Source organism: Oceanirhabdus sp. W0125-5 (genome assembly GCF_027938815.1).
In the GTDB taxonomy this organism is placed as follows: Bacteria; Bacillota; Clostridia; order Clostridiales; family Clostridiaceae; genus Oceanirhabdus.
Genome location: NZ_CP115913.1, coordinates 1,146,668 through 1,172,507, shown reverse-complemented (window position 1 = coordinate 1,172,507; position 25,840 = coordinate 1,146,668). Strand labels below are relative to the sequence as shown.

The 25,840-nt window shown below is 30.2% G+C and carries 25 protein-coding genes; 5 read left to right on the top strand and 20 right to left on the bottom strand.

The annotated features are described in order from the left end of the window. Positions 1–78: 78 nt before the first annotated feature. Entirely contained in the window at positions 79–993 is a 915-nt protein-coding gene (locus tag OW730_RS05695; protein WP_271228103.1) for an SPFH domain-containing protein, read from the bottom strand. 3 nt (positions 994–996) lie between these two features. Next, a complete protein-coding gene (locus OW730_RS05690; protein ID WP_271228102.1) occupies positions 997–1,443 on the bottom strand; it encodes an NfeD family protein in 447 nt (148 codons plus the stop codon). A 178-nt stretch (positions 1,444–1,621) separates the two neighbouring features. Between OW730_RS05690 and OW730_RS05685 the strand changes: the two genes are divergently transcribed. Next, on the top strand, positions 1,622–2,101 hold the full coding sequence (locus tag OW730_RS05685) for a peptidase M56 (RefSeq protein WP_271228101.1): 480 nt from the start codon (positions 1,622–1,624) through the stop codon (positions 2,099–2,101). Between the two features lie 26 nt (positions 2,102–2,127). Here OW730_RS05685 and OW730_RS05680 read toward each other — a convergent pair whose 3' ends face one another. Further along, positions 2,128–3,003, bottom strand: coding sequence for a GNAT family N-acetyltransferase (locus OW730_RS05680; protein ID WP_271228100.1), 876 nt, complete (start codon positions 3,001–3,003; stop codon positions 2,128–2,130). Between the two features lie 308 nt (positions 3,004–3,311). Between OW730_RS05680 and OW730_RS05675 the strand changes: the two genes are divergently transcribed. Continuing rightward, positions 3,312–4,868, top strand: coding sequence for an ABC-F family ATP-binding cassette domain-containing protein (locus OW730_RS05675; protein ID WP_271228099.1), 1,557 nt, complete (start codon positions 3,312–3,314; stop codon positions 4,866–4,868). Between the two features lie 167 nt (positions 4,869–5,035). Here the strand turns inward: OW730_RS05675 and OW730_RS05670 are convergent, their stop codons facing one another. From OW730_RS05670 to OW730_RS05640, 7 genes are read right to left on the bottom strand one after another with little or no spacing between them, the layout of a single operon-like run. Continuing rightward, a complete protein-coding gene (locus tag OW730_RS05670; RefSeq protein ID WP_271228098.1) occupies positions 5,036–6,694 on the bottom strand; it encodes a BatD family protein in 1,659 nt (552 codons plus the stop codon). Further along, positions 6,684–7,511 carry a hypothetical protein gene (locus OW730_RS05665; RefSeq protein WP_271228097.1) on the bottom strand — a complete coding sequence of 276 codons (828 nt, stop codon included), beginning with the start codon at positions 7,509–7,511 and terminating at the stop codon, positions 6,684–6,686. The genes OW730_RS05670 and OW730_RS05665 overlap by 11 nt, the downstream gene beginning before the upstream one ends. Further along, the gene (locus tag OW730_RS05660; protein WP_271228096.1) at positions 7,508–8,497 is read right to left on the bottom strand and encodes a vWA domain-containing protein; all 990 of its coding nucleotides are present in this window, start codon (positions 8,495–8,497) and stop codon (positions 7,508–7,510) included. Before OW730_RS05660 ends, OW730_RS05665 begins: the two co-directional genes overlap by 4 nt. 12 nt (positions 8,498–8,509) lie before the next feature. After that, positions 8,510–9,475 carry a vWA domain-containing protein gene (locus OW730_RS05655; protein ID WP_271228095.1) on the bottom strand — a complete coding sequence of 322 codons (966 nt, stop codon included), beginning with the start codon at positions 9,473–9,475 and terminating at the stop codon, positions 8,510–8,512. After that, entirely contained in the window at positions 9,472–10,272 is an 801-nt protein-coding gene (locus OW730_RS05650; protein WP_271228094.1) for a hypothetical protein, read from the bottom strand. Before OW730_RS05650 ends, OW730_RS05655 begins: the two co-directional genes overlap by 4 nt. Beyond that, a complete protein-coding gene (locus OW730_RS05645) occupies positions 10,269–11,075 on the bottom strand; it encodes a DUF58 domain-containing protein (RefSeq protein WP_271228093.1) in 807 nt (268 codons plus the stop codon). The genes OW730_RS05650 and OW730_RS05645 overlap by 4 nt, the downstream gene beginning before the upstream one ends. A 29-nt stretch (positions 11,076–11,104) precedes the next feature. Continuing rightward, positions 11,105–12,031 (bottom strand): AAA family ATPase, encoded by a 927-nt coding sequence (locus tag OW730_RS05640; protein WP_271228092.1) that lies wholly within the window; start codon positions 12,029–12,031, stop codon positions 11,105–11,107. Positions 12,032–12,519: 488 nt separating this feature from the next. On the opposite strand from OW730_RS05640, the gene OW730_RS05635 reads away from it, so the two are divergent. Then, positions 12,520–13,422: a hypothetical protein gene (locus tag OW730_RS05635; RefSeq protein WP_271228091.1), complete on the top strand. Its 903-nt coding sequence runs from the start codon at positions 12,520–12,522 to the stop codon at positions 13,420–13,422. A 52-nt stretch (positions 13,423–13,474) separates the two neighbouring features. Here the strand turns inward: OW730_RS05635 and OW730_RS05630 are convergent, their stop codons facing one another. The 6 genes from OW730_RS05630 to OW730_RS05605 all read right to left on the bottom strand — a co-directional run bounded on the left by OW730_RS05630 (position 13,475) and on the right by OW730_RS05605 (position 18,586). Continuing rightward, on the bottom strand, positions 13,475–13,702 hold the full coding sequence (locus tag OW730_RS05630; protein WP_271228090.1) for a DUF2164 domain-containing protein: 228 nt from the start codon (positions 13,700–13,702) through the stop codon (positions 13,475–13,477). 58 nt (positions 13,703–13,760) lie between these two features. Beyond that, on the bottom strand, positions 13,761–15,041 hold the full coding sequence (locus tag OW730_RS05625) for a serpin family protein (RefSeq protein WP_271228089.1): 1,281 nt from the start codon (positions 15,039–15,041) through the stop codon (positions 13,761–13,763). A 15-nt stretch (positions 15,042–15,056) separates the two neighbouring features. Next, positions 15,057–16,382: a serpin family protein gene (locus OW730_RS05620; RefSeq protein ID WP_271228088.1), complete on the bottom strand. Its 1,326-nt coding sequence runs from the start codon at positions 16,380–16,382 to the stop codon at positions 15,057–15,059. Between the two features lie 171 nt (positions 16,383–16,553). Then, positions 16,554–16,973, bottom strand: coding sequence for a hypothetical protein (locus OW730_RS05615; protein WP_271228087.1), 420 nt, complete (start codon positions 16,971–16,973; stop codon positions 16,554–16,556). Between the two features lie 378 nt (positions 16,974–17,351). Next, positions 17,352–17,549 (bottom strand): helix-turn-helix transcriptional regulator, encoded by a 198-nt coding sequence (locus tag OW730_RS05610; RefSeq protein ID WP_271228086.1) that lies wholly within the window; start codon positions 17,547–17,549, stop codon positions 17,352–17,354. 491 nt (positions 17,550–18,040) lie between these two features. After that, on the bottom strand, positions 18,041–18,586 hold the full coding sequence (locus OW730_RS05605) for a DUF3137 domain-containing protein (RefSeq protein ID WP_271228085.1): 546 nt from the start codon (positions 18,584–18,586) through the stop codon (positions 18,041–18,043). A gap of 268 nt (positions 18,587–18,854) precedes the next feature. Between OW730_RS05605 and OW730_RS05600 the strand changes: the two genes are divergently transcribed. Next, a complete protein-coding gene (locus tag OW730_RS05600) occupies positions 18,855–19,820 on the top strand; it encodes a hypothetical protein (RefSeq protein WP_271228084.1) in 966 nt (321 codons plus the stop codon). A gap of 50 nt (positions 19,821–19,870) precedes the next feature. Here OW730_RS05600 and OW730_RS05595 read toward each other — a convergent pair whose 3' ends face one another. From OW730_RS05595 to uvsE, 4 genes are all read right to left on the bottom strand, one after another. Further along, positions 19,871–20,893, bottom strand: a complete 1,023-nt coding sequence (locus OW730_RS05595; RefSeq protein ID WP_271228083.1) for a branched-chain amino acid aminotransferase — start codon at positions 20,891–20,893, stop codon at positions 19,871–19,873. Between the two features lie 563 nt (positions 20,894–21,456). Next, entirely contained in the window at positions 21,457–22,944 is a 1,488-nt protein-coding gene (locus OW730_RS05590; protein WP_271228082.1) for a methyl-accepting chemotaxis protein, read from the bottom strand. A gap of 215 nt (positions 22,945–23,159) precedes the next feature. Further along, positions 23,160–23,543 (bottom strand): protease inhibitor I42 family protein, encoded by a 384-nt coding sequence (locus tag OW730_RS05585; RefSeq protein WP_271228081.1) that lies wholly within the window; start codon positions 23,541–23,543, stop codon positions 23,160–23,162. Positions 23,544–23,562: 19 nt separating this feature from the next. Then, positions 23,563–24,525 (bottom strand): UV DNA damage repair endonuclease UvsE, encoded by a 963-nt coding sequence (gene uvsE / locus OW730_RS05580; RefSeq protein WP_271228080.1) that lies wholly within the window; start codon positions 24,523–24,525, stop codon positions 23,563–23,565. A gap of 120 nt (positions 24,526–24,645) precedes the next feature. Here uvsE and OW730_RS05575 point away from each other — a divergent pair, with 120 nt between their 5' ends. Then, positions 24,646–25,809 carry a hypothetical protein gene (locus tag OW730_RS05575; protein WP_271228079.1) on the top strand — a complete coding sequence of 388 codons (1,164 nt, stop codon included), beginning with the start codon at positions 24,646–24,648 and terminating at the stop codon, positions 25,807–25,809. The last annotated feature ends 31 nt before the right edge of the window (positions 25,810–25,840 follow it).

Here is a 25,840-nt window from a genome sequence, read left to right as displayed (position 1 = left end):
CACAGAGTGAAATATCCATCATTATACATTTTACATTATCCATTATCCATTTGTTTTTTCTTAGTTCTTTCTTACTGTTTACTTATTTATTTCCTTCTCTTTTATCTCGCCAATTGACTCTTTTGCTACAGAAAGAAGGCTTGTAAGATTTTGAATCTCAGATGGTATTATAAGCTTTGTAGCTTTTCCATCTGCAACTTTCTCAAATGTTTCAAGTCCTCTTAACTTTAATACCTCAACTGATGGTTTAGCTTCATTAATTATCTTAATAGCTTCTGCTTCCCCTTCTGCAACCTTAATAGCTCTCTGCTTTTGAGCTTCTGCTCTTAATAACATACTTTCTTTTTCCGCTTCTGCCTCTAAGATAACAGATTCCTTATGCCCTTCTGCTTTCAGGATAGCACTCTTCTTCTCACCCTCAGCTTTAAGTATAGCTTCTCTTCTTGCTCTCTCAGCAACCATCTGTTTCTGCATCGCTTCTATGATATCCACTGGTGGAACGATATCCTTAAGCTCAACTCTTGTAACTTTAATTCCCCAAGCATCAGTTGCTTCATCTAAAACAGATCTTAATCTAGTGTTGATTGTTTCTCTTGATGTTAATGTTGCATCAAGCTCAATTTCACCTATTACATTTCTTAAAGTTGTAGCTGTTAAGTTTTCAATTGCTGCTATTGGGTTATCAATTCCATAAGTATTTAATTTTGGATCTGTTACCTGATGGAATACAACTGTATTGATTTCCATAGTAACATTATCCTTTGTAATAACAGGTTGTGGTGGAAAATCATTAACTTTTTCCTTTAATGATAGTTTTCTAACTACACTATCAATAAATGGTGCTTTAACATGTATCCCTGCTTCCCATGTGCAGTGATAAGTACCTAATCTCTCAATTACAAATGCACAACTCTGAGGTACAATTCTGATATTAGTTATGATTAATACACAAACTATAACAACAATTGCTCCTACCCCTATAACTCCTGCCATAATTTATTCCTCCTCTTTCTTTCTAACTATTAACTTTACTCCTTCAATTCTTTCAACAATTACTATAGTATCTTTGGTGATTTTTTCATCATTTAAACTTATAGCACTCCAAACGTTTCCTTTAATCTTAATAGCTCCTAGTCCTCTTATGTTATCTATCTCTTCAGTAACAACACCACTCTCTCCTATTAATAAAGAACAGTTTGTCCTAGTTTCTCCCTTACTTTTAATAAGTTTTTTGATTATTGGTCTTGTGAAAATTAGCGCTAATATAGATACTATGAAGAATATAGTAATCTGAATTCCTATTGAGTCAGTGAATATGGAACATATCCATGCTGCTAGTGCACCAAAACAGAACCAAATTGACACTAATGCTGATGACACAGCTTCCACAACTAGAAATAAAATCAGTATGAATAACCATATACTTACTCCAAATAATTCCACTACCTCACCTCCTAATATTACTTCATCCCACTTAACTTCTTGTTGCCTTATCCATTATATTAACACTTTAGACAACTTATTACAACATATATACTAAATAATTACTTTTACATTAAATACTTAATCATGGATAAACTAAAGTTAGTAATAAATTAATATACATTAGGAGATGAATCATATGCTTTACGCTATTAAACCTGTTCTCATGTCTATAATACTAATTCAAAGTTTATTATATAATCCTGCATGGAAAATCTATAATAATAAAACTTATAAAATTTCTTTTAAATATCCTGCTGAGTGGAAACCTAATCCTTCTTATTTTAACAAATATGAAGGAACAAATGGCTTCTTTCAAATATCCGCCTCTTCAGGGGAGAATTTATCAATAGATGATATTGTAAAATTTGAAATAACTCATGTATCAAAACCCTATGGGAATAACCCTACAATAAAAAAATTGACAATACAAAGAGCTGAAGCAAGACTCATTATTCCCTCCAATGATCAAGGGGCAGAAATGAATAATCAAGCTGGATTAATAGTCACTTACCCAAAACCAATAAAAATCAATAGTACTACATACTCTTATTTAATTTTATGGGCTGATAAAAATCATATAGAAGAAATTAGCAACTCCATTCAATTTGATTATTAAGAAAGCACGCGCTGCGTGCTTTTTAATTATATTTTCAATTCATAGCAATCACTAGCTTTTACTATTCTAAAACCAGAGTCCTCATATAATGAAAGAGCATTTTTATTTTCTGTTTCAACCCCCAATTTAAACTTTTCTATTCCTTGATTAAGTAAATAAGCTATTGTTTTGGATAAGATTGCTCTCCCAATCCCCCTTCTTCTATAGCTTCTTAACACAGCTAAATCAGCAATACTTACCTCTCCATCTTCTATTCTTGATGAAATAATTCCTACTGGAGTATTGTTGATTCTCCCTATATAATTACTTAACTTTGAATCTTTTAAGTTTCTTTCATTATATGATCTCTCTTCTTCCTCTGTTGTTTCAAAGGCATCCATACCTATTGAAATCATATCTTCTAAATCATCCAATGAAGCTTTTTTTAATGTAAAGTCTTTAATATCATCTTTTTTCTCTTCATAGTATTCTATATTAAAATTCATTTCATAAGATGAATATAATAATTTTCCACCAATAGAGGTAACAAACTCTCTAAAACTATCAGCATTCCGTTCATTAATAACTTTTAATTTATCAGTATTGTTCTCCTTACACTTATCTCTTACACTCTCAAAAATGTGTAAAAAAGTCTCTTCTGTTCTGTGAGAAGGTAAAATCATTCCCCATACCATAGCCTCTCCTTTAACATAACTAGGTACCATTCCAAAGTATCCAATTAACTTTTCTTCATGGTAAAATAAGAATTTTGTAATATCTTCTTTTTGGGCATCAAGATGAAACATTAATTCTGTATTATCATTTTTATTACATATCTTTACTAATTCTTCAAGCTCTATAAAACTTGTTTCATTTAATTTCTTTTTTATAGATACTTGATTTGAATACTTAAGTTCCTCCATTATTACTCCCCCTAATTACTTGATAATTTATAATTCAAACCATTATATCCCTATTATACCATTTATAAGATTAAGTTAACTAAATACTCATCTGAATCTTTCACAGTGTTAACTAAATAAATTTATCCAAATGATAAATTCTATTCAAACCTAGTTATTTTACCCTACTCAAAGGAATAATTCCATTTGATTTAAAGGGTACAAATATTGTACAATCATAATTGTATTATTTTATCTATGAATTCATTTTAACTATGTAGTACTAGTTGAATTATTATATAAAGAAAAAAACTCAAGAGGTGAAATTGATGAGTATATTAACAGTTAAAAATCTTAATCATGGATTTGGCGACAGAATGATATTTGATGATGTTTCTTTTAGATTGCTTAAAGGTGAGCATATAGGACTTATAGGTGCTAATGGTGAAGGTAAATCTACTTTCATGAATATTATTACAGGAAAACTTATGCCCGATGAAGGAAATGTTGAATGGTCTAACAGAGTAAGAGTTGGATATATGGATCAGCATGCTGATTTATCAAAAGGTCAGACTATGAGAGATGTTTTAAGGGGCGCTTTTAAATATTTATTTGATTTAGAAGCTGAAATGATGACTATTGCCGATAAGATGGCAACAGCTTCAGAAGATGAATTAGTTAAACTTATGGATGATATGGGCACTATCCAAGATATGCTTGATAATAATGGTTTCTATGTCCTTGATGCAAAAATCGAGGAAGTTGCCCGTGGATTAGGACTTACGGATATAGGACTAGATAAAGATGTTTCTGATTTAAGTGGGGGGCAAAGAACTAAAGTTTTACTTGCAAAACTTCTTCTTGAGACTCCAGATATATTACTATTGGACGAGCCTACAAACCATCTTGATGAGGTTCATATTGAATGGCTTAAAAGATATCTTAACAACTATGAGAATGCTTTTATTCTTATTTCACATGATATTCCATTCTTAAATAGTGTAATTAACCTTATATATCACATGGAAACTGGTAAATTAGATAGATATGTAGGTGACTATGATAACTTCCAACGAATCTACGCTGAGAAACAACGTCAGTTGGAATCTGCTTATAAGAGACAACAGCAGGAAGTTGCAGACTTAAAAGACTTTATAGCTAGAAATAAAGCAAGAGTTGCTACAAGTAATATGGCTAAATCACGTCAGAAAAAATTAGATAAAATGGATATGATTGAGCTTAAAGGCGAAAAACCTAAACCAGAGTTTAATTTCAAATATGGAAGAACATCTGGAAAAACAATTTTTGAAGCCAAAGACCTTGTTATAGGATATGATGAACCATTAACACGTCCTTTAAATTTACTTATGGAAAGAGGACAAAAGATTGCGCTTGTTGGTGCAAATGGTCTTGGTAAAACAACTCTTCTTAAAAGTTTAATGGGTCTTATAAAGCCTCTATCTGGTGAAGTTGAAAATGGTTTCTATCAAGAGATTGGATACTTTGAACAAGAAGATAAAGGTGATAAATCTAAAACTTGTATAGAAGAAATTTGGAGTGTTTTCCCATCATTTACTCAATATGAAGTTAGATCAGCCTTAGCTAAATGCGGTTTAACTAATAAGCATATTGAAAGTAAAGTTATGGTTCTTAGTGGTGGAGAGCAAGCTAAAGTTAAGCTTTGTAAACTTGTAAACCAAGAATCTAATATTCTTCTTCTGGACGAGCCTACAAACCACTTAGATGTAGAAGCAAAAGAAGAACTTAAAAGAGCTCTTAAAGAATATAAAGGCTCTATACTTCTAGTATGTCATGAACCTGAATTCTATAGAGATGTTGTAACAGATATATGGAACTGTGAAGATTGGACAACTAAGATTGTTTAAATATTATAATTGGAGCTATCTCAAAATGATTAATTAATCATTTTGAGATTCAGCTCTTTTTCAATATGTAACATTAATTATAATAATAATTTTAAATTCTTTATGAAATTTTTCAATTTCCTAAAGATTAAAAAACGGCAGGGCTCAAACCCCGCCATATTTGTAATTTACATACCAGCAAATATTATATAAATTTTCTTTATTTTATCTTTTAAAGTGTTAAGATTTATTTCTTCTTCTCTGCTTTCCATATATTCTATTACTTCAATCACCAAACCTGCAAGTTCATCATCCTCTATGCTTTGGATTACTACATCTTTAGAATTGGCTTTTAGGCTTACTCTGAATTTATACTTTATCATTTCATTAAAAACATTATATATTTCTTTCTCATCCCCTGCCTTTTTTAATCTTCTGTAAATCGCCTCTAACCTTCTATCTTTTTTCATCTGTCTTCTAAAATGAATTACTCCTATTACCACTGCTGCAATAAGCATAATTACTGCTACTATAACAACCCATAGGTGTTTCATTTTTATGCTTATGGTAAAGTATTCTTCATTAGATGTATCATAGCTCACTTGATTTATTACAATTTTTTCCACTGCTTCTGAATTGCTTTGACTGCTGGTTTGAACCTCAGTCATTTTACCTTTAACTTCTATAGTCGTTCCTTTAATTTCTGCTTTTTTATATGTTTTTGATTCTGTATCGAAGTAGAATATTTCTATAGGTTCAATACTAAGTTTTCCTGTTTTCTCCGGCACAAGTATTACCTCAAACTCTTTTTTCGCTGTATACTTGTAATCAACTATATTCTCATGAAAGTTCTTTTCAGTCTCGTAAACAGAGAACCCCTCAAGTTTGCCATTAATGATTCTTTTAAAATTATCAAGGTTGCAGTTCCCTTGAGCTGTTACTTTAAGAGTCACAGAATCTCCGTAGTTTATTTCTTTTTGACTGTATTCTGATTTTATATTTAAGTTACCTACTATTCCTGAAAAATCATCAGGCTTATTCTCTAGTGGAAGTGGTTTTACCTTTATCTCCTTCCCCTGTGTTTGAAGATAAACGGGCTTTCCTGATTTGAAGAAATCTTTTGTAGATACATTAGCCTTAAATTCGTAATTAGGTATTGTAATTGTTCCTACTTTTACTGGAAATATAAACATCTTTTTGACTTCATATTTTGTATAATCGTTTCCATTAACATTAATGAAATCCTTACTGAGTTTATCCTCTGGAATATGATTTGTAATTACCTCATCAATTTTAACCTCTGTTAGAAACCGGTAATTTTCAATATTGCTTCTTGAATATAGTTCGTACCCTACTACAACCTTCTCTCCAAAATAAATCTCATCATGAGATATATTTGTTTCTATAAAAGTATCATTTATTCTCTCTTCTTCATCTGCATCTTTATCCTGAACCTTCACTGTAAGCTCATTTGATTCGTAGGTTACTCCATCACACATAACTATTCCTTTTAGTTTGAACTCTCCTGCTTTTTTAGGTATTACTGTGTAAACAAAACTCTGTTCAAACATTGACTTCCCATTAATAGTTCTTGGTATTATTGTTGCTCGCCCTATTGAAAGAACCTCAAAATTATCCAATTCGGATATCTCAACATTTCCTAAATCTTTCTCATATATTATTTTAAGATGTAAGAATATCTTCTCTCCTGTTTTTAAATCAAGTTTTCTCATCTGAAGTATAACATTCTCGTCCTCTGCAAAAACCACCGTAGGCTTAAAGAATAATACACAGATAAAAAACAAGGCAGTTAAAGAAACCGTTAATTTATTCTTTTTACCAGTCATGTTCATCCTCCTTGCTGTTATATCTAACTTTATAATTATTTTTCAAGCTGTCCTCTTCATTCTTCTCCAACATCTTAAGAACCTCCATCAACTGCTCCTTATCCTGTTGTTTGTCTTCATTGTCTTTACCTTTCTCACCATTTTGATTATTCAGTTGCTCTTTCTTATTCTGCTGGCTCTGATTTTCTTGCTGCTCCTTATGTTCCTGTTCTTCATTCTGCTCACCACTATTCTGCTGGTTATCCTGCTGCTGTTCTTTATTCTCTTCCTTCTGCTGATTCTGATTCTGCTGATCTTTATTTTCATGTTGTTGATTTTCCTGATTATTATTCTCCTCGTCCTTCTGTTTCTGCTGGTTTTCATTTTTTTGTTGATTCTGATCTTTGTCTTGCTCCTGATCTTTCTCCTGGTTCTGATTATCTTTATTTTGCTTATCTTGTTTATCTTTTTCCTCTTTCTCTTTTTCTTTTTCTTGTCTTTCTTTTTCATCTTTTATTTTCTCTTCTGTAACCTCATAGTTGTATTTTAAATCAACATTCTGTGGAAACTTTAATATTCCATATTTGAAAACTTCAAGTGCCTTCTCATATTCTTCTCTATTGAAATATGCATTACCTATCTTTATATATTTGTTAATTGAGTCAGGCAATTGCTTGTATAGCATAACAGCATTACCATAATCTCCTTTATTGTAAGCATACTGTGCCTTATCATATACTGATTTTCCTAATCCGCTTCTAAGTTCATCTATTCCAACAAATAATACCACAAGCATTATCATCAGAAGTACACCTGACACCAGTACCATCCTCTTCATTTTACATTCCTCCTCTCTGGAAGAATATACGCAAAAATAAAGAATAACAATCCCAAGCCCAAGAAGTATTGATATATCTGCCTGTAGTTCTTTATCTTTCTTGACTTAAATGTGCTGCGTTCTAGCTTGGTTATTTCTTTTAGAAGAGAATCTATTTCATCCCCTTCAACTGTTGATCTATAATAAGTTCCATTCCCCTCTGATGCGATATTTTTAAGGCTTATAGAATCAAGTTTTGATATGATGGTTTCTCCATTTCTGTCTTTCTTATAGCCAATTTTTTTCCCGCTTTCAGGATCATAAATCGGTATTAGCCCTCCTTTTTCAGTTCCTATCCCTACGGTGAAAACCTTTAGTTTTTCATCTTTTACTCTCTTGAGTACTTCCACACTCTTAGAGTTATGATCTTCTCCATCACTTAAGATTAAGATTACCTTACTTTCTGCTGAAGTTTCATTAAATGCTTCTTGTGCAAGCTTCATTGCGTTTCCAATATTGCTTCCCCCACCGCTTATTAGATCTGTATCCACAACATTTAAAAACATCTTTGCCATGCTGTAATCATCTGTAAGAGGCATCTGAACATATGCAGATGAAGAAAATGGGATAAATCCTATTCTATCTCCATGAAGGTTGTCCAGTATCTTTTCTGTTATCTTCACAGCTCTGCTTATTCTACTGGGCTTAACATCTTCAACCAGCATGCTCTTTGAAGTATCAATGAGCACGTATATATCAAGTCCTCTGCTTTCAACTTCGCTGACACCTTTAAAAATCTGAGGTCCCATAAGTGAGAGAACCAGGAATCCCAATCCGGAAATTATAAGAATGCTTCTAATCAGTTTGAACCTGCTCTCATCTTGAAGTTTTATCCTCTTCATTATTTTTTCTTTTTTCATGCTTCCCAGTATCAATATGCATAATACAAGCACCGGAATAACAAGATAAAATATATTTAAAGGATATTTAAACTCTAAATTATTCATTGTATTCCCTCCTTAAGGTATCTGCATATAGTAGTATCTGTCCATGAAAATCCCTACGGTAAGCAGTATAAAACCCAGTCTTATAAACATAAAACCCAGTTCTTTGTATCTTATAAAATTATCATTGTCAAACTCTGTTTTCTCCAGTTTGTTTATAGTTGAGAATATCTGTGATAGGGCTTTTTCATATCTTGCTCTGTAATATTTTCCTCCTGTTTCATGGGAGATATCTTCAAGAAGTTTCTCGTTTAATCCTCCCTGATACTTTTTGTATATAGTTTTACCTGAAACAAGAGTAGGCATTATGGTTGTGTCTGTTCCCACACCAATTGAATAAATTTTCACATCCATATCCTTTGCAAGTTTTGCTGCAGTTACTGGATTTATTGCTCCTGCGTTGTTATCACCATCTGTTACAAGAATGATTATTTTTGATTTGGATTCACTTTTCTTCAACCTGTTAAGACCTACGGAAAGCGCCATCCCTATGGCTGTTCCCTCTTCTTTAACATATCTTGAATCTATGTCAACAAGTGATTCTTTTATAATATTATGATCAAGAGTCAGAGGTATCTTTGTATACGCACTTCCAGCAAATATTATCAGCGATATCCTATCATTGGGTCGCTCATTAATAAAATCTTCTATAGTTTTTTTTGCAGCCTCCAGTCTGTTTGGTTTTAAGTCAACTGACTCCATGGAACCAGAGATATCAAGGACCACTGCAATATCAATACCTTCACCTTTAATATCAACTTCTTTATCTATAAGCTGTGGTCTTGCCAGTGCAGTAATTAAAAGTATCACTCCTGCACATATAAAATACTTTCCTATTCTATGTTTTATGGTTTTCTTCATTCCTGAATTCATTAGAAGCTTCACACTTGAAAATTTAATTGCTGATTTATTTTTCTTCCATAGAAAAACATAGACCACTAAAGGTATAAGTAAAAAGAAATACCAATTTGCAAATCTCATATTCCTTCCCCCTCTTTTATATCCTCCATATTTTCAACCAATTCCTCCAATTCATTAAAGAGTTTTTGTTTCTCTTCTGCTGTAGAAATAATGGGTGAAAACGTATAGCGGTCGCACTTTTCAAACCATTGTTTAATTTGTTGCATATGCTCCTTCAGCCCTTCAACTTCTTTTATCTCTCTAACAATCTCCCATGATGTTTTTCCATTTATGCTGCAAGAGTAGACCTCTTCCATATACCTTTTAAAAATGCTCTTCATAAAGGCCAGCGACTCCTCATCCTGAAGATTTGCTTTTTTTAACGAATTCCAGAATACCCCACTAGCTGTGAGCTCTGTTTTAGATTTTCCTCTAATGAGACTAATAACATAAAAAGTTGATGAAAATAAAAATATAGCCAATGTTGTGTATAGAAAATATCCATATATTCTGTTGATTCCTAGCTTTTCATAACTAGAATCACCATCAATCAATCCTCTATCTTCCTTTCCCTCCAGTGTTGAATAAACCACCAATTCTATCTCTTTATCCCCCAGTTTTATGTTTTTTTTCCCGGTCTCAAATGTACGCAGTCCTATAAGGTATGCATCATCTTCTTTTTTAAAATGCACTATCTCAAAGTCTTTAAACTTTTTCCTTATCTCTTCTTCTGTGTACGTACTACTAGAGATTTTTATATTGATTATATCCCCCACATATATCTTTCTTTGGTCCAGTGCATACACTTGACAAACTGAAAATAAGCATATATATGCAAGCATCAGAAGCAGCACTGATTTTGCCTTTAATTTTCTCATTTACGATCCCTTCTTTTAAAAAATTGTTTCAGCGGTTTATAATAATCCTCATCTGTATATATTTCTATCATATTTTTCTTGTACATCTTTAAGCTATTGTTTTGTGAGTATTGGTTTTTAAGATTATCTAAAACTATTGTTTTTCCTGTTTCAAGGTCTTCAAATGAGAATATTGCTCCTGCTGGAATTCTCTCTTCCCCTTTATCAACCACTCTTACCATAACCAGATCATGCTTGGATGATAATATTTTAAGCTCTCTATCATACCCCTCATCTAAGAAGTCTGAAATTATAAATACTATACTCCTCTTCTTCTGGGTTCGGATAAAATGCTTAAGTACACAGTTGATGTCTGTATTCTGTGATTTAGGCTTCAAAGTCAGTATGTGTTCTATGATTGACAGAACATGCTTTTTCCCGTTTTTTGATGGAATGAATTTCTCAATCCTGTCTGTAAACAACATTGCCCCTATCTTATCTTTATTTTTATTTGCTGATAGTGCCAGTGTAGCTGAAATCTCTGCAATAATTTCTTTCTTGTTGCTGAAACAATTGGATTTTGATATGTCAATTAAAAGAAACATATTAAGCTGCCGCTCTTCGCAGAACTGCTTAACGAAGGCTTTATTGTGCCTTGCGGTAACATTCCAATCTATATTTCTTATATCATCTCCTGCATAATACTCCCTTATATCCTGAAACTCCATTCCCTTACCTTTGAATCCAGAATGATACTCACCAGAAAAAATCTCCTCAACTATCCTACTCGATCTTACTTCTATATATTTAATCTTTTTAATCATTTCTCTAGTTAACATTTACATCACCTTTTCTACGGAACACGTGTGAGCTCTAGAAGATATGCTATGATTTTTTCAGGAGTCATCTCATCTGCTTCCGCTTCATATGAAAGAACAATCCTATGCCTTAATACATCATATACGACAGCCTTAATATCGTCAGGAGTAACATAATCCCTCTCTTCTAAAAAGGCTCTCCCTTGTGCTGCTTTAACAAGGTTTATAGTTGCACGTGGAGATGCTCCGCACTCAATATATTGTCTGTTTTCCCTGGTTTTTAACACGATATCTAAAACATATTTCTTTATATTCTCATCCACATGAATACTGCTTACTATTTTTCTGATTTCAGCTATCTTTTCTCTTGATAATATCTGTTGGAAGGAAAGTTCCCTCTCCTCTCCTAACCCAAACTGATCAAGTATCCTTCTCTCTTCCTGCCTGTTTGGATATTCAACTTTAAGCTTCATCATAAATCTATCCTGCTGCGCCTCTGGAAGCTGATATGTTCCCTGCTGCTCTAGCGGATTCTGAGTTGCAATAACCAAAAATGGTTTTTCTAATTTGTATGTGGTATCTCCTATTGTAATCTGATTTTCCTGCATTGCCTCAAGCAGTGCTGACTGCACTTTAGCAGGTGCACGGTTAATCTCGTCTGCCAGAATCAAATTGGCAAATACAGGTCCTTTCTTTACAATAAATTCTCCTGTTTTTTGGTTGTATATTTCGGTTCCTAAAATATCTGCCGGCAGCAGATCCGGCGTGAACTGTATTCTTTTAAAACCAACTCCACTTACACCTGCTATAGTACTGGCAGTCAATGATTTTGCAAGTCCTGGAACACCTTCTAAAAGAATATGACCACCTGTAAAAAGACCTATGAGAATTCTATCAACCATATAATCCTGACCAATTATTACTTTATTTATTTCTTTTCTAAGTAATGTTAACGATTCCATACTCATCCTCCCCTATGAATAAAAAATAGTCTTAAGAAAATAATAACATTTTTACATTTATATTCAGTTTTACCTATAGACTTTACAGCTTTTTTTGAAATAAAAAAATCTGTCTCAAAATAGAAAGTAATCTCTATTTTGAGACAGGTATTTTTGTTATTAATTTCATAGCATTATAATTTGATCATTGAAGAAAATAATACTGTGGTACTACAATCAAATTATAATTTTAGGAGGGATAACTGCTATGAGTGAAAAACATGTAAGTTCTACTGCAAGCAAACAAGAAAAAGAAAAAAAATTAAACAATGCTGGAACAAAACATAGTAAAAAGATACATAAAAAAGATTAATAATTTTTTAAGCTTCTACTTTTAAGGTAGAAGCTTCTTTTAATATATTCAAACTTAAAAAAACACAAAATGTACACAAGTACATGTTACTATATAGTTTGTACTAAAAGTTTTTTTCATTTAAGGAGGACCTATAATGTTTAATAAAAAATTGTTACCTGCTATTTTTATAAGTTTATTACTTTTTGCAGGTTGCTCAAATTCACAAAACAACATTTCAAACAACAATGCTAAAATTGAAGCAAAATCAAATCATTCTTCTAATTCAGAAGAAACCCAAAGCGCTGTTGATGATGATATAGAAAAGAACACTAGAGCTATCTATTCAATATCAAATGGTGTTCTTGAATTAGATTCATCTTTTGAATTATCTGAGGATAAAATCAAAGTACACAAAACTCTATGGAATAAAGTTAAAAGCGTCTACCCTGATAGTGTTCTTGAAAAAATATCCCTATTAAGAATTATATCAGATGGAAAAGGAGGAACTACTGGTGCTGCTTCAGCATTAGATGAGACAAATAGCACCTTTGAATTCACTTTGGATTTAGATGATTCTTTTGATGAAAACAATAAGCTCACAGATAAAGATTTCTATCACACTTTGATTCATGAATTATTCCACATTCTATCTTTAAATGATTCTCAGTTATCCCCAGCAGATTCACAAAGTGATAACTCTACCTTTGTTATAGATGAAGGAATCTGTAACAAAGATTCATATCTAAACAGCTTTTTCAATGAGTTTTGGACAAACATATATCCTGAACTTAAAAAGCTTGAAGATGCGCATGATGGAATTATGACTGAAGCTTATCAAGATGAAGCTTATGAATTTTATCTGAAATATGAATATCAGTTTGTTACAGATTATGCGGCTAGTAATGCTGTTGAGGACATAGCAGAGAGTTTCACTATGTTTGTGATGAAAGAAGCTCCTGTAGATGAAAGTATAAAATCAAAAAAAATAAACTTTTTCTATAACTATCCTGAATTAGTTGAATTAAGAGAAACTCTAAGAAATAATCTAGAGTTATAATAATAAAAGCATAATGAGGAGTTTATATTCCTCATTATGCTTTTATTTTATACTATTTTTGTAATGATAAAACATCCTCAATTCTATCTGTCATATAAGTGTATGAATCATATACTCCTTGATTATAGAACTCTGGTGCAATCTCATCTATAATAAAATCTAAAACTAGTCCAGCGGCTAAATCACCAAGATCCTCATCTCTTTCTTCATAAAAAAATTCTTTTATCTTATCAATTAGTTCTTTTCTTTTTTCATTAGATATTTTAATTTTTCTTCCCATAATTCCCCTCCAATTTTGAATTCTCTGTATAATTTTACTCTTCTATTATATCAAATTTTTAAAATTTAGGTTCATATACCACACCACTAAATAATATGGTATTATTCCTCCAATTGCTTATTATAAATGCAAAAGGTTTATCACAATAAAACTCTACTTCATTTTCAGGCATACCACTTCCACATAACAGTTCTCTAGTAACAGCAGCAGCTTCTGTTCCCTCTTCATCTAAGGATATTACTGTATTATGCACTATCTCACTTATATAAGCATTATTCATAATACCTTCAAGAGGTTTTTCTACACTAGTGAATATCTTGTTTATTCCATTGTCACTTAAGTACTCTCTAAGCTTTGTTTCATATTCATATCTAAACTTAGGTACTTTCAATTTTACTTCTGAATACATCCTATTTTCATCATTTTTTATCTTATTCCAATGATTCAAAGACATATCCTTTAGCACTTCATTAAGTGTTATCCCATTCTTAGGCAATATAAATGTCATTGTATGTGCCCCCTGATAAGGAAGATGTAATGCATACATATTATCATCTTCATAAACAGAGCTATAAGTGATTTTATTCATCATATCAACCATTATGCTGTCACCATTAGCCTTAGTAAACTTTTCTTTCTTTGTCATAGAAGGATTAAATTCTGTGCTCCAATTTCCCTTGAAATATAGTGTATTTACTGATGTACCCCAAAATTCATCTGATACTTCCTCTTCCTCCATAATGTCTTTCAATTTTCCTTTACTCTTTAACTCAATCCACTTATTTACCTTACCAACAGCTTCTTTTGTATTATTTATAAAGTCTTCTGTATAAACTTCACTAAAGAAGTTTTCTTTAGAAACCTTTAAAAAGTCATCATTCACATTATCACTTACCCTATTGTCAAACCAAACTGAATTTCCTATTATAACCTCATCTTTTTCATCATTTACACAATTAATAATCAAATCCCTGAATTGTGTATTTATTAATTCTTTTGCTTGATTAAGCTCTAAATCTTTCCCAAATAAAAATCTTATTATCTCATCATCACTTCCATTAGAACCTCCATTCTGTAATAAAGCTAATGATGATACTATACTAAGTGGTGAAATAAGCATATTTTTTTCCTTATTTAATTCCTTCATCATAGAAAACGTCGCTCTATTTACTGCTTTGCTTACATCAGCTACATCCACTTGATTATTATTTTTATCCTTTACTGATACCTTTATCGTTTCTACTTCTATATTTGATTTTATATTTTTTACAGGTTTATTACACCCACTTAGTCCTACAATCATAAGTATTAATAAAAATATACAAACCCTTTTTTTCATTACTGCAACTCCTTTTTATGCTGGATTATAAACTTTTCCTATGAAAAGAATACTATCATATTTGCTATCACTTATTATAAATATAAATGGTCTATTAACTATAAATTCTTTTGGTTCCTTTTCCGCTTCACATGCTTCAGATTTATTCATTTCAATGGAAGTAACTGCAGCAGCCTCTGTTCCACTCTCATTAATTTCAATTGTACACTTTTGCTTTATAAGTGAAAGATATACCTCTTCACTAATATCACTTAATCCTGCTGGTGTACTCTTAAATACACTTTTAACACCACTATTGATTAAATCTTCATTTAACAATCTCTCATATTCAAACTTGAATTTAGGCATATTAATAATTACCTCATCATATGTAAAAGAATTTTCTCCATGATTAATTTCATTCCATGAATCTACATCCATATTATTTAATAACTCATCAATATCTATATTCTCATTAGGCAGTATAATTGTCATTTCATATTTACCACCTCGATAACCTTTTTTAATTGCCTTGAATTGTTGATTCTCAAGATATTCTAGGTTCTCTTTAGAGCACATCATGGGGACTTTAACCTTTTTCCCAGTACCTGCAAGGAATTCCTTTTTCTTAGTCGACCTATTATTAAAAGGTTCTTTCCATGAACCATTAAAATATAGAGTATTAAGTATAACTCCAAAGAACTCATCATCCAGTTCCTTATCCATAATTTCATTTATTTTACCCTTAGTTTTAAGATTACACCATTTATTTACCTTATTTACTGACCTATCTGTATCCCCTTTAAAATCTTCAAAATAAACCTCTGCATAATAATCATTATTTGCCCTATTTATAAATTCCTCATTTACATCATATGAATATTTCTTATCAATCCATATTGAAGTTCCATACTTAATCTCAGAATTTTTACCATGGTTGCTCATGTACAAAATATATTCATTAAAATCTTTGTTCATATCCTGAATAGTTTGATTATATTCTACATGAGTCTTCTCTGATAACAAATAACTTAATAGTTCACTTTTGCCTTCTTCATTTGCTCCATTAGTAAGTAACGATAAAGAACTTACAATACTCACAGGTGAAATTACAAGGTTGTTCCCCTGATCTTTCTTAATCATCTCAAAGGCTAATTTATTTATGGAATCTACTGCCTTATTATCATTACTCAACCTTGACACTTTACCATTTACCTCTATTAAATCAATTCCCTCAATGTCTAACACATTATTTTTTTCTGTGTCCCATTTTATAAAACCATAAACTATAGAAATTGAAAACAAGGCTATTACAATTATTAAATACTTACTACTTGCTTTTTTACTCTTTTTTTTATTCAAAGCAATACCCCCTTAAAATATATCCATTATTATATACGATATTAATTTGAAATAGTTTACATTTTAGTTAAAATAATAAACCAATAACTAGGTCAAGAACTAGGGGACGGTTCATTAAAACATTAAAAGTTTTAATGAACCGTCCCTGGTCTGTACCTGACTGTATTATTTTTAATATTTTAAAGATACCCTAAAAATATTTATGACATATATACCTGGAAAGACTGCTAATAATATTAATATATAATTTGTTACAGAGATATTCACATACTGAACAACAATTATACTTATCATTAAAAATATATAGGTAGGCATAAACGATTTCCTTGCCGCATTTCCTTTCATTTGGCTGCTCATCTCATCATTTTCAGCTATAGTAGTATCCTTCATTCTCTTGTTGTTCTTTCCAAATGTATACATTAAGAACATTAAAATTCCTACTCCTGTAGCAGCCCATCCAAGAGAAATAACCAATTGCTTTTGTCCAATTGGCTCAAATAAATAGGTTGATACAATTGAACACACACCAAATAATGCAAATAACAATGACTCAATCTTATTTTTTCTATTTAATTTTTCATAGCTTTTCATATAATTAATTCTCCTTTATTAATATTTTTTTCCCCATACTACCCTAGGTATTGTCAAAAGTTTTAATGGTACTTTTAACATAACCCTTGATTTTCAATACTTTATCTATATTAGACTTGCCCCCATCTCTAAAGGTCGATAGTCCTGTGCAAAGTAACATCTCGTTATCCAAGATATATTCATTATCACACGTGTTTGTCATACCTTTTTTTAGAATCACACATCCCTTTTGGGATAAAAAATAGCAAAAATTTTAATTTCTCGGAGAGAAATATCCGACATTCTCAATTCTCCATTCTCCATTCTCAATTAATCTAATCTTCTTGTAATTTTTTATAGGTGTATATCAATTTTCATATACCTTTAACACTACCCTACCTACTCCTCCTCAAATAAAAAAACTTCTTCTATAGTTAAATTAAAAACCTTTGCGATTTTGTATGCCAACATTATTGATGGGTTATACTTTCCCTTCTCAAGGGAAATAATAGTGATTCTCGAAACCCCAACCATCTCGCCTAATTTATCTTGAGTCATACTGTTATTTTCCCTTAGCTCTTTAACTCTATTTTTCAATTTTTTCACTCCCCTCCTTCCATTATGTTAAGTTACCTTTACATGCCATAGAAAAAAAATACCTTAGTAATACACATAATACATAATGATGTTAAGTTTCCTTTACATAAACAATAAAAAAATATATTGGTATCAGATTAATGTTAAGCTAGCTTTACATTAATACTACCATTAAATTACAACTTTGTAAAGAGCTATTTGTATTTTTTATTCTTAAGAAAATTTAATCGATAATTTCTTAGTGAAATTTTTCAATTTCCTTAAGAATAAAAAATAAGAGCCATCGTCCCTTTAATAAACGATGACTCTTAACCTAAAGCCGATATAAAATAATTAATAGTTAATGCTGAAAAAATTACTATTAATAGTGCAAATAATAATGTTGGAACCATATTTTTTACCATATAATCATCTCCTTTAAATCATTCTTAATATATAAACGATTTAAAATATAAAAAGTTGCAATAATTCGCAACTTTTTCTAAAAAATATTATATTTCTTGTAAACATCCTAATATTTCTATAATGAGATAATACATTTTTCTTAATGTTTCAATATTTTTAGCCACTCCTTGAGTCTTAATACATATATATTTCTTTTTTCCCACAGTTTCAATAGACAATTTTTTAACTGGTATTCCACATATCAATCTTTTAATAACACTTTTATTCATCATTATTCTTACATATTCTTCATTATTAGTATATATACTAAATTTATCATTAAACTCTGAATCTGCTATTTCTATCTTTTCAATGCCATCGATTTCATTTTCTTTACCCTTTGATCTTTTATTTATTTTTTCTAAAAAGAATCTAAAATTTAAAACTTCCTTATAATTCAATTCCATTTTAAGATAAGTTTGAAATCTTGGTAAAATCTTATTATGGATTTTTTCGATTTTATATATTACTTCATCCCCGTCTATCTTAAATGAAATATGAGGCATATTAGATTCCATACTTTCCTCTTGAAACTTACCATTCATCTCTTCTGTAAACTTATTCCAAGACTTATAAACCCCTAAAACCTTCATATTTCCCCCTCCTATAACACCACATTTATCTATGGTAAATCATAATCACTTTTCTATATTATAACATATTTACTTCTTATTTGTTTTGCAACCTTTAAATTGTACAATATTTAACAAAAAAAGTCTATACTAATATTTACTCATTTTTTAACCTTTTATTAAGAAACATTAAACTTTGTTGAAAACTTTTCAAAATTTATGTATCCTAATTATATATGCTTTATAAAATATTTTAAAATAGAGTATGAAACATACTTCGGAGGTTAAAATGAGGAAAAATTTATTATGTATTGTTTTATCTGCTATGATTGCAAGCGGAACATTAATAGGGTGTACTTCTAATAATTCACCGCAAGACAACTCAAAAAACACACAAAAAAATGAAGTTGTTAACACAGTGAAAGATTCAAATCCTTCTAAACAGAAATCAAAAAATAATCAAACTGAAATAATTAATGAATTCAATCAATATGTTAAAGATAATAAAAAACTAACTGAACTAGTAACTTATCTAGATGAAAATATTGGATATCTATCTATTGATAATGCTACAGACTTAGTTCTTTTATTAGAGGTTGTTCAAAGTGATAGATTCATCTCAATTAATGAACAACTTCATTCAGATGAAAATGACAAAATTCTTATAAATACATATAACTATGAAAATATCACTCTAGATAACGTTGATAAAATTGAAAATGAAGCTCTTAAATCACTAGTTACAGATCTTTTAAAGTCTCATTACAAATTTATTGTAACGGAAGGTACTTACGATGCAATTATAGATTATTCAGCATATAATAAGTACTCAAATTACATTGCTGAAGATATTAAATCTTATTTTGAGTTAATGAACGTTGAATCTGATGCCCCTTCTTTCTCTGATGGAACTCCTGTTTTGTCTCTTGAAGAACAATTTGATAGAGCTAAAAATGTGGCAAATTTCATGGACAAGTATCACGATTCTCTCAGATATAATATTATGGAACATCGTTATTATGTTTATATGGGTACCCTTCTTATGAATGGTCCTATAAGAAACATTCCCATTGATAGTGAATATACTTCTGATGAATTCAAAGCCTTTATTAAAAATGTAGATTTATCTAATAAAAAGAACCTTGCAGTAAAAGAGCTGGATTCCTTCAAAAAATTATTAGTTGAAAATGATTTTAAATTCACTGATAATGTAAAAGATTATATAACTTCTCTTTGGATTAACTTACAAAATTAATAAAAATAGAGTGTCATCTCTTGATGACACTCTATTTTTATTTATATCTCTTATTTTACTTCAACTATCCATCCTTCTGGTGCTTCAATTTCACCAAATTGAATACCTGAAAGGGTATCATAAAGCTTTCTAGTTATTGGACCTACTTCAGTTTCACTATAGAATACATGTAGTTTTTCATTATGCTCTATTCCACCAATCGGTGTAATAACCGCAGCAGTTCCACAAGCTCCTGCCTCAGTGAATCTATCTAATTTATCAATAAATACATCTTCTTCTTTTACTTCCATATCCATATAATTCTCAGCAATATGCATTAAAGAATATTTTGTTATACTTGGAAGTATTGATTCTGATTTTGGAGTAATAAATTCATTATTCTCTGTAATACCAAAAAAGTTTGCTGCACCTACTTCTTCAATTTTTGTATGTGTTTGAGGATCAAGATATATAGCATCAGCAAATCCTCTGTCTTTTGCTATTTTATGAGCTAATAAGCTTCCAGCATAGTTTCCACCAACTTTTGCTGCCCCTGTTCCAAATGGAGCTGCTCTATCATATTCAGCAATCATAAAGTTAACTGGAGCCATTCCACCTTTAAAGTATGGTCCTACTGGAACTCCGAATACCACAAACATAAATTCTGGTGCTGCTTTTACTCCTAAGTTATCACCTACACCTATTATAAATGGTCTTAAATAGAAAGTTGCTCCACTTCCATAAGGTGGTACATATGCTTCATTTGCTTTAACTACTTGTATACAAGCGTCAATAAATTGTTCTTCTGAAATCTCAGGCATTAAAATTCTTCTGCAACTACTGTTCATTCTTTTAGCATTTTGATCTGGTCTAAATAGCTGTATCTTTCCATCTTTAGTTCTATAAGCCTTTAAACCTTCGAAACATTGCTGTCCATAATGAAGTGCTGTAGCTGATTCACTAATAGCAATCTTATTATCTTCAACTAATTTCCCTTCATCCCATTTTCCATCTTTCCAATGAGAAACATATCTATAATCGGTTTTGATATAGTTAAATCCTAACTCACTCCAATTGATATCTACAGGTTTCATTGAAATTACCTCCACTATAATATAATTTTAAAAATATGTCATACTTTTCCTATTCCAGTATACTAAATCATATTTTCCTCATTTTTATTATAGCATATTTAAATATATGTTTACCACTTCACAGTGGTCACTCCCTCTTATAACCAATAGTTCATTTTTTTATAAATCAAAAAGACCTTGCAAGTATATTGGGTATACCTACAAGGTCCTGTAAACAGAATACAGTCTTTTATTTTTATATGAGGCTGTATAACAATTATTATACAGCCTCTAGGCTTTAATTATTAAGAATTCTTCCGTCAAATTCTTAAGGGTAGGAATATTTGTACAATCACAAATATTAAAGGTTATTTCATAAGTATTCTAGGTTATGGTTATTTATGAAAGTGTCAATAAGTACTCTCATAAAACATCTTTTTACAATCACATAATATTTGGGCTTTATAGTGTGACTGCTTGTTTAATACTTTAACACACAAAAGTGTTGAAGTCAACACTTTTTATTATTATTATTTTGGTAAAACAAAAGGCGAATCTTTGGATTCACCTTTTGTTTTTATTGTCTAATTATTCATTTTCAAACTCTGTGCACTTCTATTTATATTACTTGTATATTCAGCAATTTCAGCAAATGAAGCATTCATCTCCTCACTTAAGGCTGAAATTTCCATAATGCTATTATGATTACCATTATGTACTTCTCTTAAATTGTTTACATTTACTTTTATCTCTTCACCACTACCATTTAACTTTGCAATCATGTAACTGCTATCTTCAATATTTTTTATAATATCATTCTGTGCATTAAACATAAGATCAAAGCTACTAACACTTTCTTTAATAAGCTGTGAATTATTTTCAATAATATTATTACTTTCTTTAATTGTCTCATCAACTTTTGATATATCCTTTGTTATATGAGATATTAAGTCACCAATTTTATTAGCTGCCTCTTCTGATTGTGAGGATAGTTTTTTTATTTCTTCAGCTACTACCGCAAAACCTCTTCCTGCTTCACCTGAGCGTGCAGCTTCAATAGATGCATTTAAAGCAAGTAAATTGGTTTGTTTTGCAATATCTCCAATAGCATAAACAGCTTGTTCAATTTCTTCATTTCTTTTTATTAAGCTTTTTACAGCTTCTAAAGACTTAACAGCTTGAGTGCTTGTCTTATCTATTTCTTCAGTAATTTTTAAGAACTTATCCTTGTTTTCTTCCGAATATGAAGTAACTTTAAAGCTACTTTCCATAATTGCACCCATTTTTCCTTGAGTTTCTCTAATAAATTCTTCAATACTCTCTACAGTATTTTCTGTATTTGAAATAGATTTTACAAAATCCTCTGATTTATTTACCATCACCTCTGTTGAGTTAGTTATTTCTGAAATTGCTTGATTAACTTGTGTTATATTATTATCCAAAACCTCAACATCCCTAGCAAATCCATCAGCATAAGTATTGTTTAATTCGAGAACCTTTTTTACTTTTATCATATTATTTTCATTTTCTTTTAACAACTGAATAAATTGTTTCCAAGATAAATAACTAATTCCACCTATTATAATAAGCTGTATAACGTAAAATATTGAATACTTAAAAGCATTCGCCATACTATTCATCATTATTGTACTTTCAAATACTTTCGTATTTATAATGATTCCAATTATCATAAACGGTATAGTACTTAATATAGTTCCTTTTAGCAGTTTACCATCAATATATAGGGATGCTAAGAGTATTGGTACTATCCATGTCATAACAGCAATTATTCCTGATGCTACATATAAGGAAAAACATGCTAATAATGAACACCCTACTATTATATATTTAAAATTCTCTTTATTCTTCAACTTCTTGTGAACTATTATAGGTATTGTAAACACAAATAATTGAGCATATACAAGCAGCCTATCAATATGCAAGTCAATTTGTTTATCTCTTATAAAAACTATAAGTAGGTCAATTACTAACATTATTATTGCAAATTTAAAAATTTTTAATACAATATCATTTGTTTTTAAATGATTTGATGATATTTTGTTCTCTTCCATAATTTCTTCCTCCTTGTTACTTTTAAAAACCACATATACCCCTTTAATCATAAATCAAAATCATATATAACTTGTACAAATTCAGTTTTATTATAATTATAATAAAAAATATAATTATAATAAAAAAAAGCATATAAATACATTTATTATATAATAACATATCTATACACTATTTACATCCCATAATATTACATTTTTCTCATTAATACTTATTACTATGTTACTTCTATAAACACTGTTTTTATTTTGATTGGCTCAATCTTTTCACCTTTTTTTTCAAGTGAAAAAGTAAGAATTGCTACTCCTTTTTTTAAGCCTTTAAATTTAAAAATATGTAATTTATCTGCTCCTTTTTTATTCTTTTCAATATCCTTTTTCTCTTCTTCTATTAATTCTATTGTATCTTTATCACCTATTTCTACAGCCCATGTATATCCACTCGAATTATTTTCCAATATTTTAATTTGAAAAAAATCTCCTTTTTTTATTACATACTTATCAGGAGATTTTAATGTAAAATCATCAGGATTCCCAAAAGTTGTTTCATAGATTATAAGTATAAAAACTGCGAGAAGCATCATAAATATTTTTTTCTTCACCAAATCACTCCTCTTTCAATTACCTTACCTCAAAAGTTGATGTATCTATCCAATCCCATTCTGGTCTATTTTGTCTTATATAAATTGCTAAATCATACAATGCTAAATCTTTTTTCTTAGCCTCCAGCATTATATCTATATCCTTTCCTACTAAAGCACATTTTTCAATAAACTTAATAAAAGCTTCACCATCAATATAGTCAGCATGTTTCCTGTCTAAACCTCCTTCTTTAGGACTTGAAAAGTGAAATTTAGGATTATAAAACTCTCCTTCCCAAGTATTTATTATCCTATTAAGCATATCTTCTAACTTTTTTTCACCATGATTACAATGATAATGATGAACATCTAAAACCATAGGTAAATTTAAATCCTCACATAACCCTAATGTTTCTTCTGCTGTAAATGTTTTGTCATCATTTTCCAGCATGAGCCTATTTTTTATTTCACTAGGCATTCTTTCATAGTTAGCCTTAAATCTTTCAAGTGCCTTTTCTTTACCACCCTGTGAACTACCCACATGAATAACCATTTTCCCATGTTTATAATTAATATCTTCAAAAAAATTAACATGATAAATTAAATTTCTTATTGTGCTCTTAAACACCTCTTCTTTTACGCTATTAATTACATTAAATTGATCTGGATGAGTATCAACTCTTATTCCACTTGAGTTTATTAATTCCCCTATACTTTCAAAATCTATCTTAAAAATTTTTCTATAATCCCAGTTTTTAACCTCTGGATGGGTAGCAAGTGGAACTAGCTTTGATGTAATTCTATAAAAGTGAATATTATTCTTTTTATTATATTCAAGTATCTTTGCAAGATCATTAAGATTTGACAATGTAACACTCTTTAACTTGTTTAAGCGTTCCTGTTCATTACCTAATCTTGAATATGTTCTATATGTAACTGTACTAGATGATGTAACCTTTGGCAGCCTAAGCGCAATAGCAACATATCCTAATCTCACCTTCATAATATTCATCTCCTTACAATTTTTATATGCCTTTATATATTCTTTGTTTTATTTCTAGTTTTATTCCTTTTGTATCTAACATATAGATTATATATAACTTAATTTTGAAAGGAAGTTATTATGAAAAAACATAGAACTATCTGTTGTTTATCAGTATTTTTAATAATTTATTTTTTTAGCAACTTAATCACCTGTTCTTATGCAGATACTACTAATAAAATAGTCTCTAACTTAAACACTAATACTAAAACCACTCTTACCAAAGATATTTTATCAGAAAAAATTATGCTACAAACTACACCAATCGGTTCACAATGGTATTATACTAACAATCAAGGTGAAAACCTCTTGCTAGTTTTAAATGACATAGAAAGAAATAATGCTACGACTAATATTGTTTCCTTTAGAGGTGCTTACTCTGAAGAAGAGTTATTTTCACTTAATAATGAAACATTATATTTTGAAATTAATTTCTTACTTTTCGGAGATATTATAATTCAAGTAGTATGGGATTCAAAATCTAATTCATTTATTGCTTCATCGATTCATACAATAGAAGATTTCACTTCAAAAAACATATCTCTTGAAATTGATAATATTTTTTCAACATTTTCTTTAAATTATATATTAGTACCTGATGAAAATGATCGTAAAAATATGATTACAGATGAAATCTGTAAAAATTACTTCCTTGGAGAGAAAGTTATATTTTCTAAGCAAAATGATATATCAATGAACTGGTATAGAGGAATTGATAATTTAAATGATCAGTACTATTTAAACGGCGCTCACCATACTATACTAATGATGCTTGATTGGTTATATTCTGATAAGCAACAATTTAAACATAGACCAATACATATGTTTAGTGAAAATGACAGATTAACTGATAGAAGTGTAAAAAAAGCAATTTCAGCTTATAGCGAACATAGCTTATATCCTGCTGAAGATATTACAGAAGAATTGATTACCCATAACCTGAATAATGGACACATTTTAATTTTAAAGATTAATCCTTCTGATATTTCTCCTCAGACTAATAATAAATCTCATAAAAATATTTACTATAATGGAACAGAGCATTACATCATAATAAAAGGGTTTGCTATAATCGATAATTGCCTGTATTTCACAACATATGACCCATTCTCACTTAATGATCAATATACAGATGGTTCTTATAAAGGAAAGAATCGCTTTTATCAAGCTTCAGATATACTATATACAATCAATAACGTTGGAACAGACGTGTACGTTATAAAAGAACCTAAAAAAGCACAGTAAGCCGTGCTGAGAAACAAATGTATAATGTATA

Coding starts and splice junctions, on each gene's coding strand:
- OW730_RS05695 (WP_271228103.1), bottom strand. CDS start 993: ATGGCAGGAGTTATAGGGGTAGGAGCAATTGTTGTTATAGTTTGTGTA.
- OW730_RS05685 (WP_271228101.1), top strand. CDS start 1,622: ATGCTTTACGCTATTAAACCTGTTCTCATGTCTATAATACTAATTCAA.
- OW730_RS05680 (WP_271228100.1), bottom strand. CDS start 3,003: ATGGAGGAACTTAAGTATTCAAATCAAGTATCTATAAAAAAGAAATTA.
- OW730_RS05675 (WP_271228099.1), top strand. CDS start 3,312: ATGAGTATATTAACAGTTAAAAATCTTAATCATGGATTTGGCGACAGA.
- OW730_RS05670 (WP_271228098.1), bottom strand. CDS start 6,694: ATGACTGGTAAAAAGAATAAATTAACGGTTTCTTTAACTGCCTTGTTT.
- OW730_RS05665 (WP_271228097.1), bottom strand. CDS start 7,511: ATGAAGAGGATGGTACTGGTGTCAGGTGTACTTCTGATGATAATGCTT.
- OW730_RS05660 (WP_271228096.1), bottom strand. CDS start 8,497: ATGAATAATTTAGAGTTTAAATATCCTTTAAATATATTTTATCTTGTT.
- OW730_RS05655 (WP_271228095.1), bottom strand. CDS start 9,475: ATGAGATTTGCAAATTGGTATTTCTTTTTACTTATACCTTTAGTGGTC.
- OW730_RS05650 (WP_271228094.1), bottom strand. CDS start 10,272: ATGAGAAAATTAAAGGCAAAATCAGTGCTGCTTCTGATGCTTGCATAT.
- OW730_RS05645 (WP_271228093.1), bottom strand. CDS start 11,075: ATGATTAAAAAGATTAAATATATAGAAGTAAGATCGAGTAGGATAGTT.
- OW730_RS05640 (WP_271228092.1), bottom strand. CDS start 12,031: ATGGAATCGTTAACATTACTTAGAAAAGAAATAAATAAAGTAATAATT.
- OW730_RS05635 (WP_271228091.1), top strand. CDS start 12,520: ATGTTTAATAAAAAATTGTTACCTGCTATTTTTATAAGTTTATTACTT.
- OW730_RS05630 (WP_271228090.1), bottom strand. CDS start 13,702: ATGGGAAGAAAAATTAAAATATCTAATGAAAAAAGAAAAGAACTAATT.
- OW730_RS05625 (WP_271228089.1), bottom strand. CDS start 15,041: ATGAAAAAAAGGGTTTGTATATTTTTATTAATACTTATGATTGTAGGA.
- OW730_RS05615 (WP_271228087.1), bottom strand. CDS start 16,973: ATGAAAAGCTATGAAAAATTAAATAGAAAAAATAAGATTGAGTCATTG.
- OW730_RS05605 (WP_271228085.1), bottom strand. CDS start 18,586: ATGAAGGTTTTAGGGGTTTATAAGTCTTGGAATAAGTTTACAGAAGAG.
- OW730_RS05600 (WP_271228084.1), top strand. CDS start 18,855: ATGAGGAAAAATTTATTATGTATTGTTTTATCTGCTATGATTGCAAGC.
- OW730_RS05595 (WP_271228083.1), bottom strand. CDS start 20,893: ATGAAACCTGTAGATATCAATTGGAGTGAGTTAGGATTTAACTATATC.
- OW730_RS05590 (WP_271228082.1), bottom strand. CDS start 22,944: ATGGAAGAGAACAAAATATCATCAAATCATTTAAAAACAAATGATATT.
- uvsE (WP_271228080.1), bottom strand. CDS start 24,525: ATGAAGGTGAGATTAGGATATGTTGCTATTGCGCTTAGGCTGCCAAAG.
- OW730_RS05575 (WP_271228079.1), top strand. CDS start 24,646: ATGAAAAAACATAGAACTATCTGTTGTTTATCAGTATTTTTAATAATT.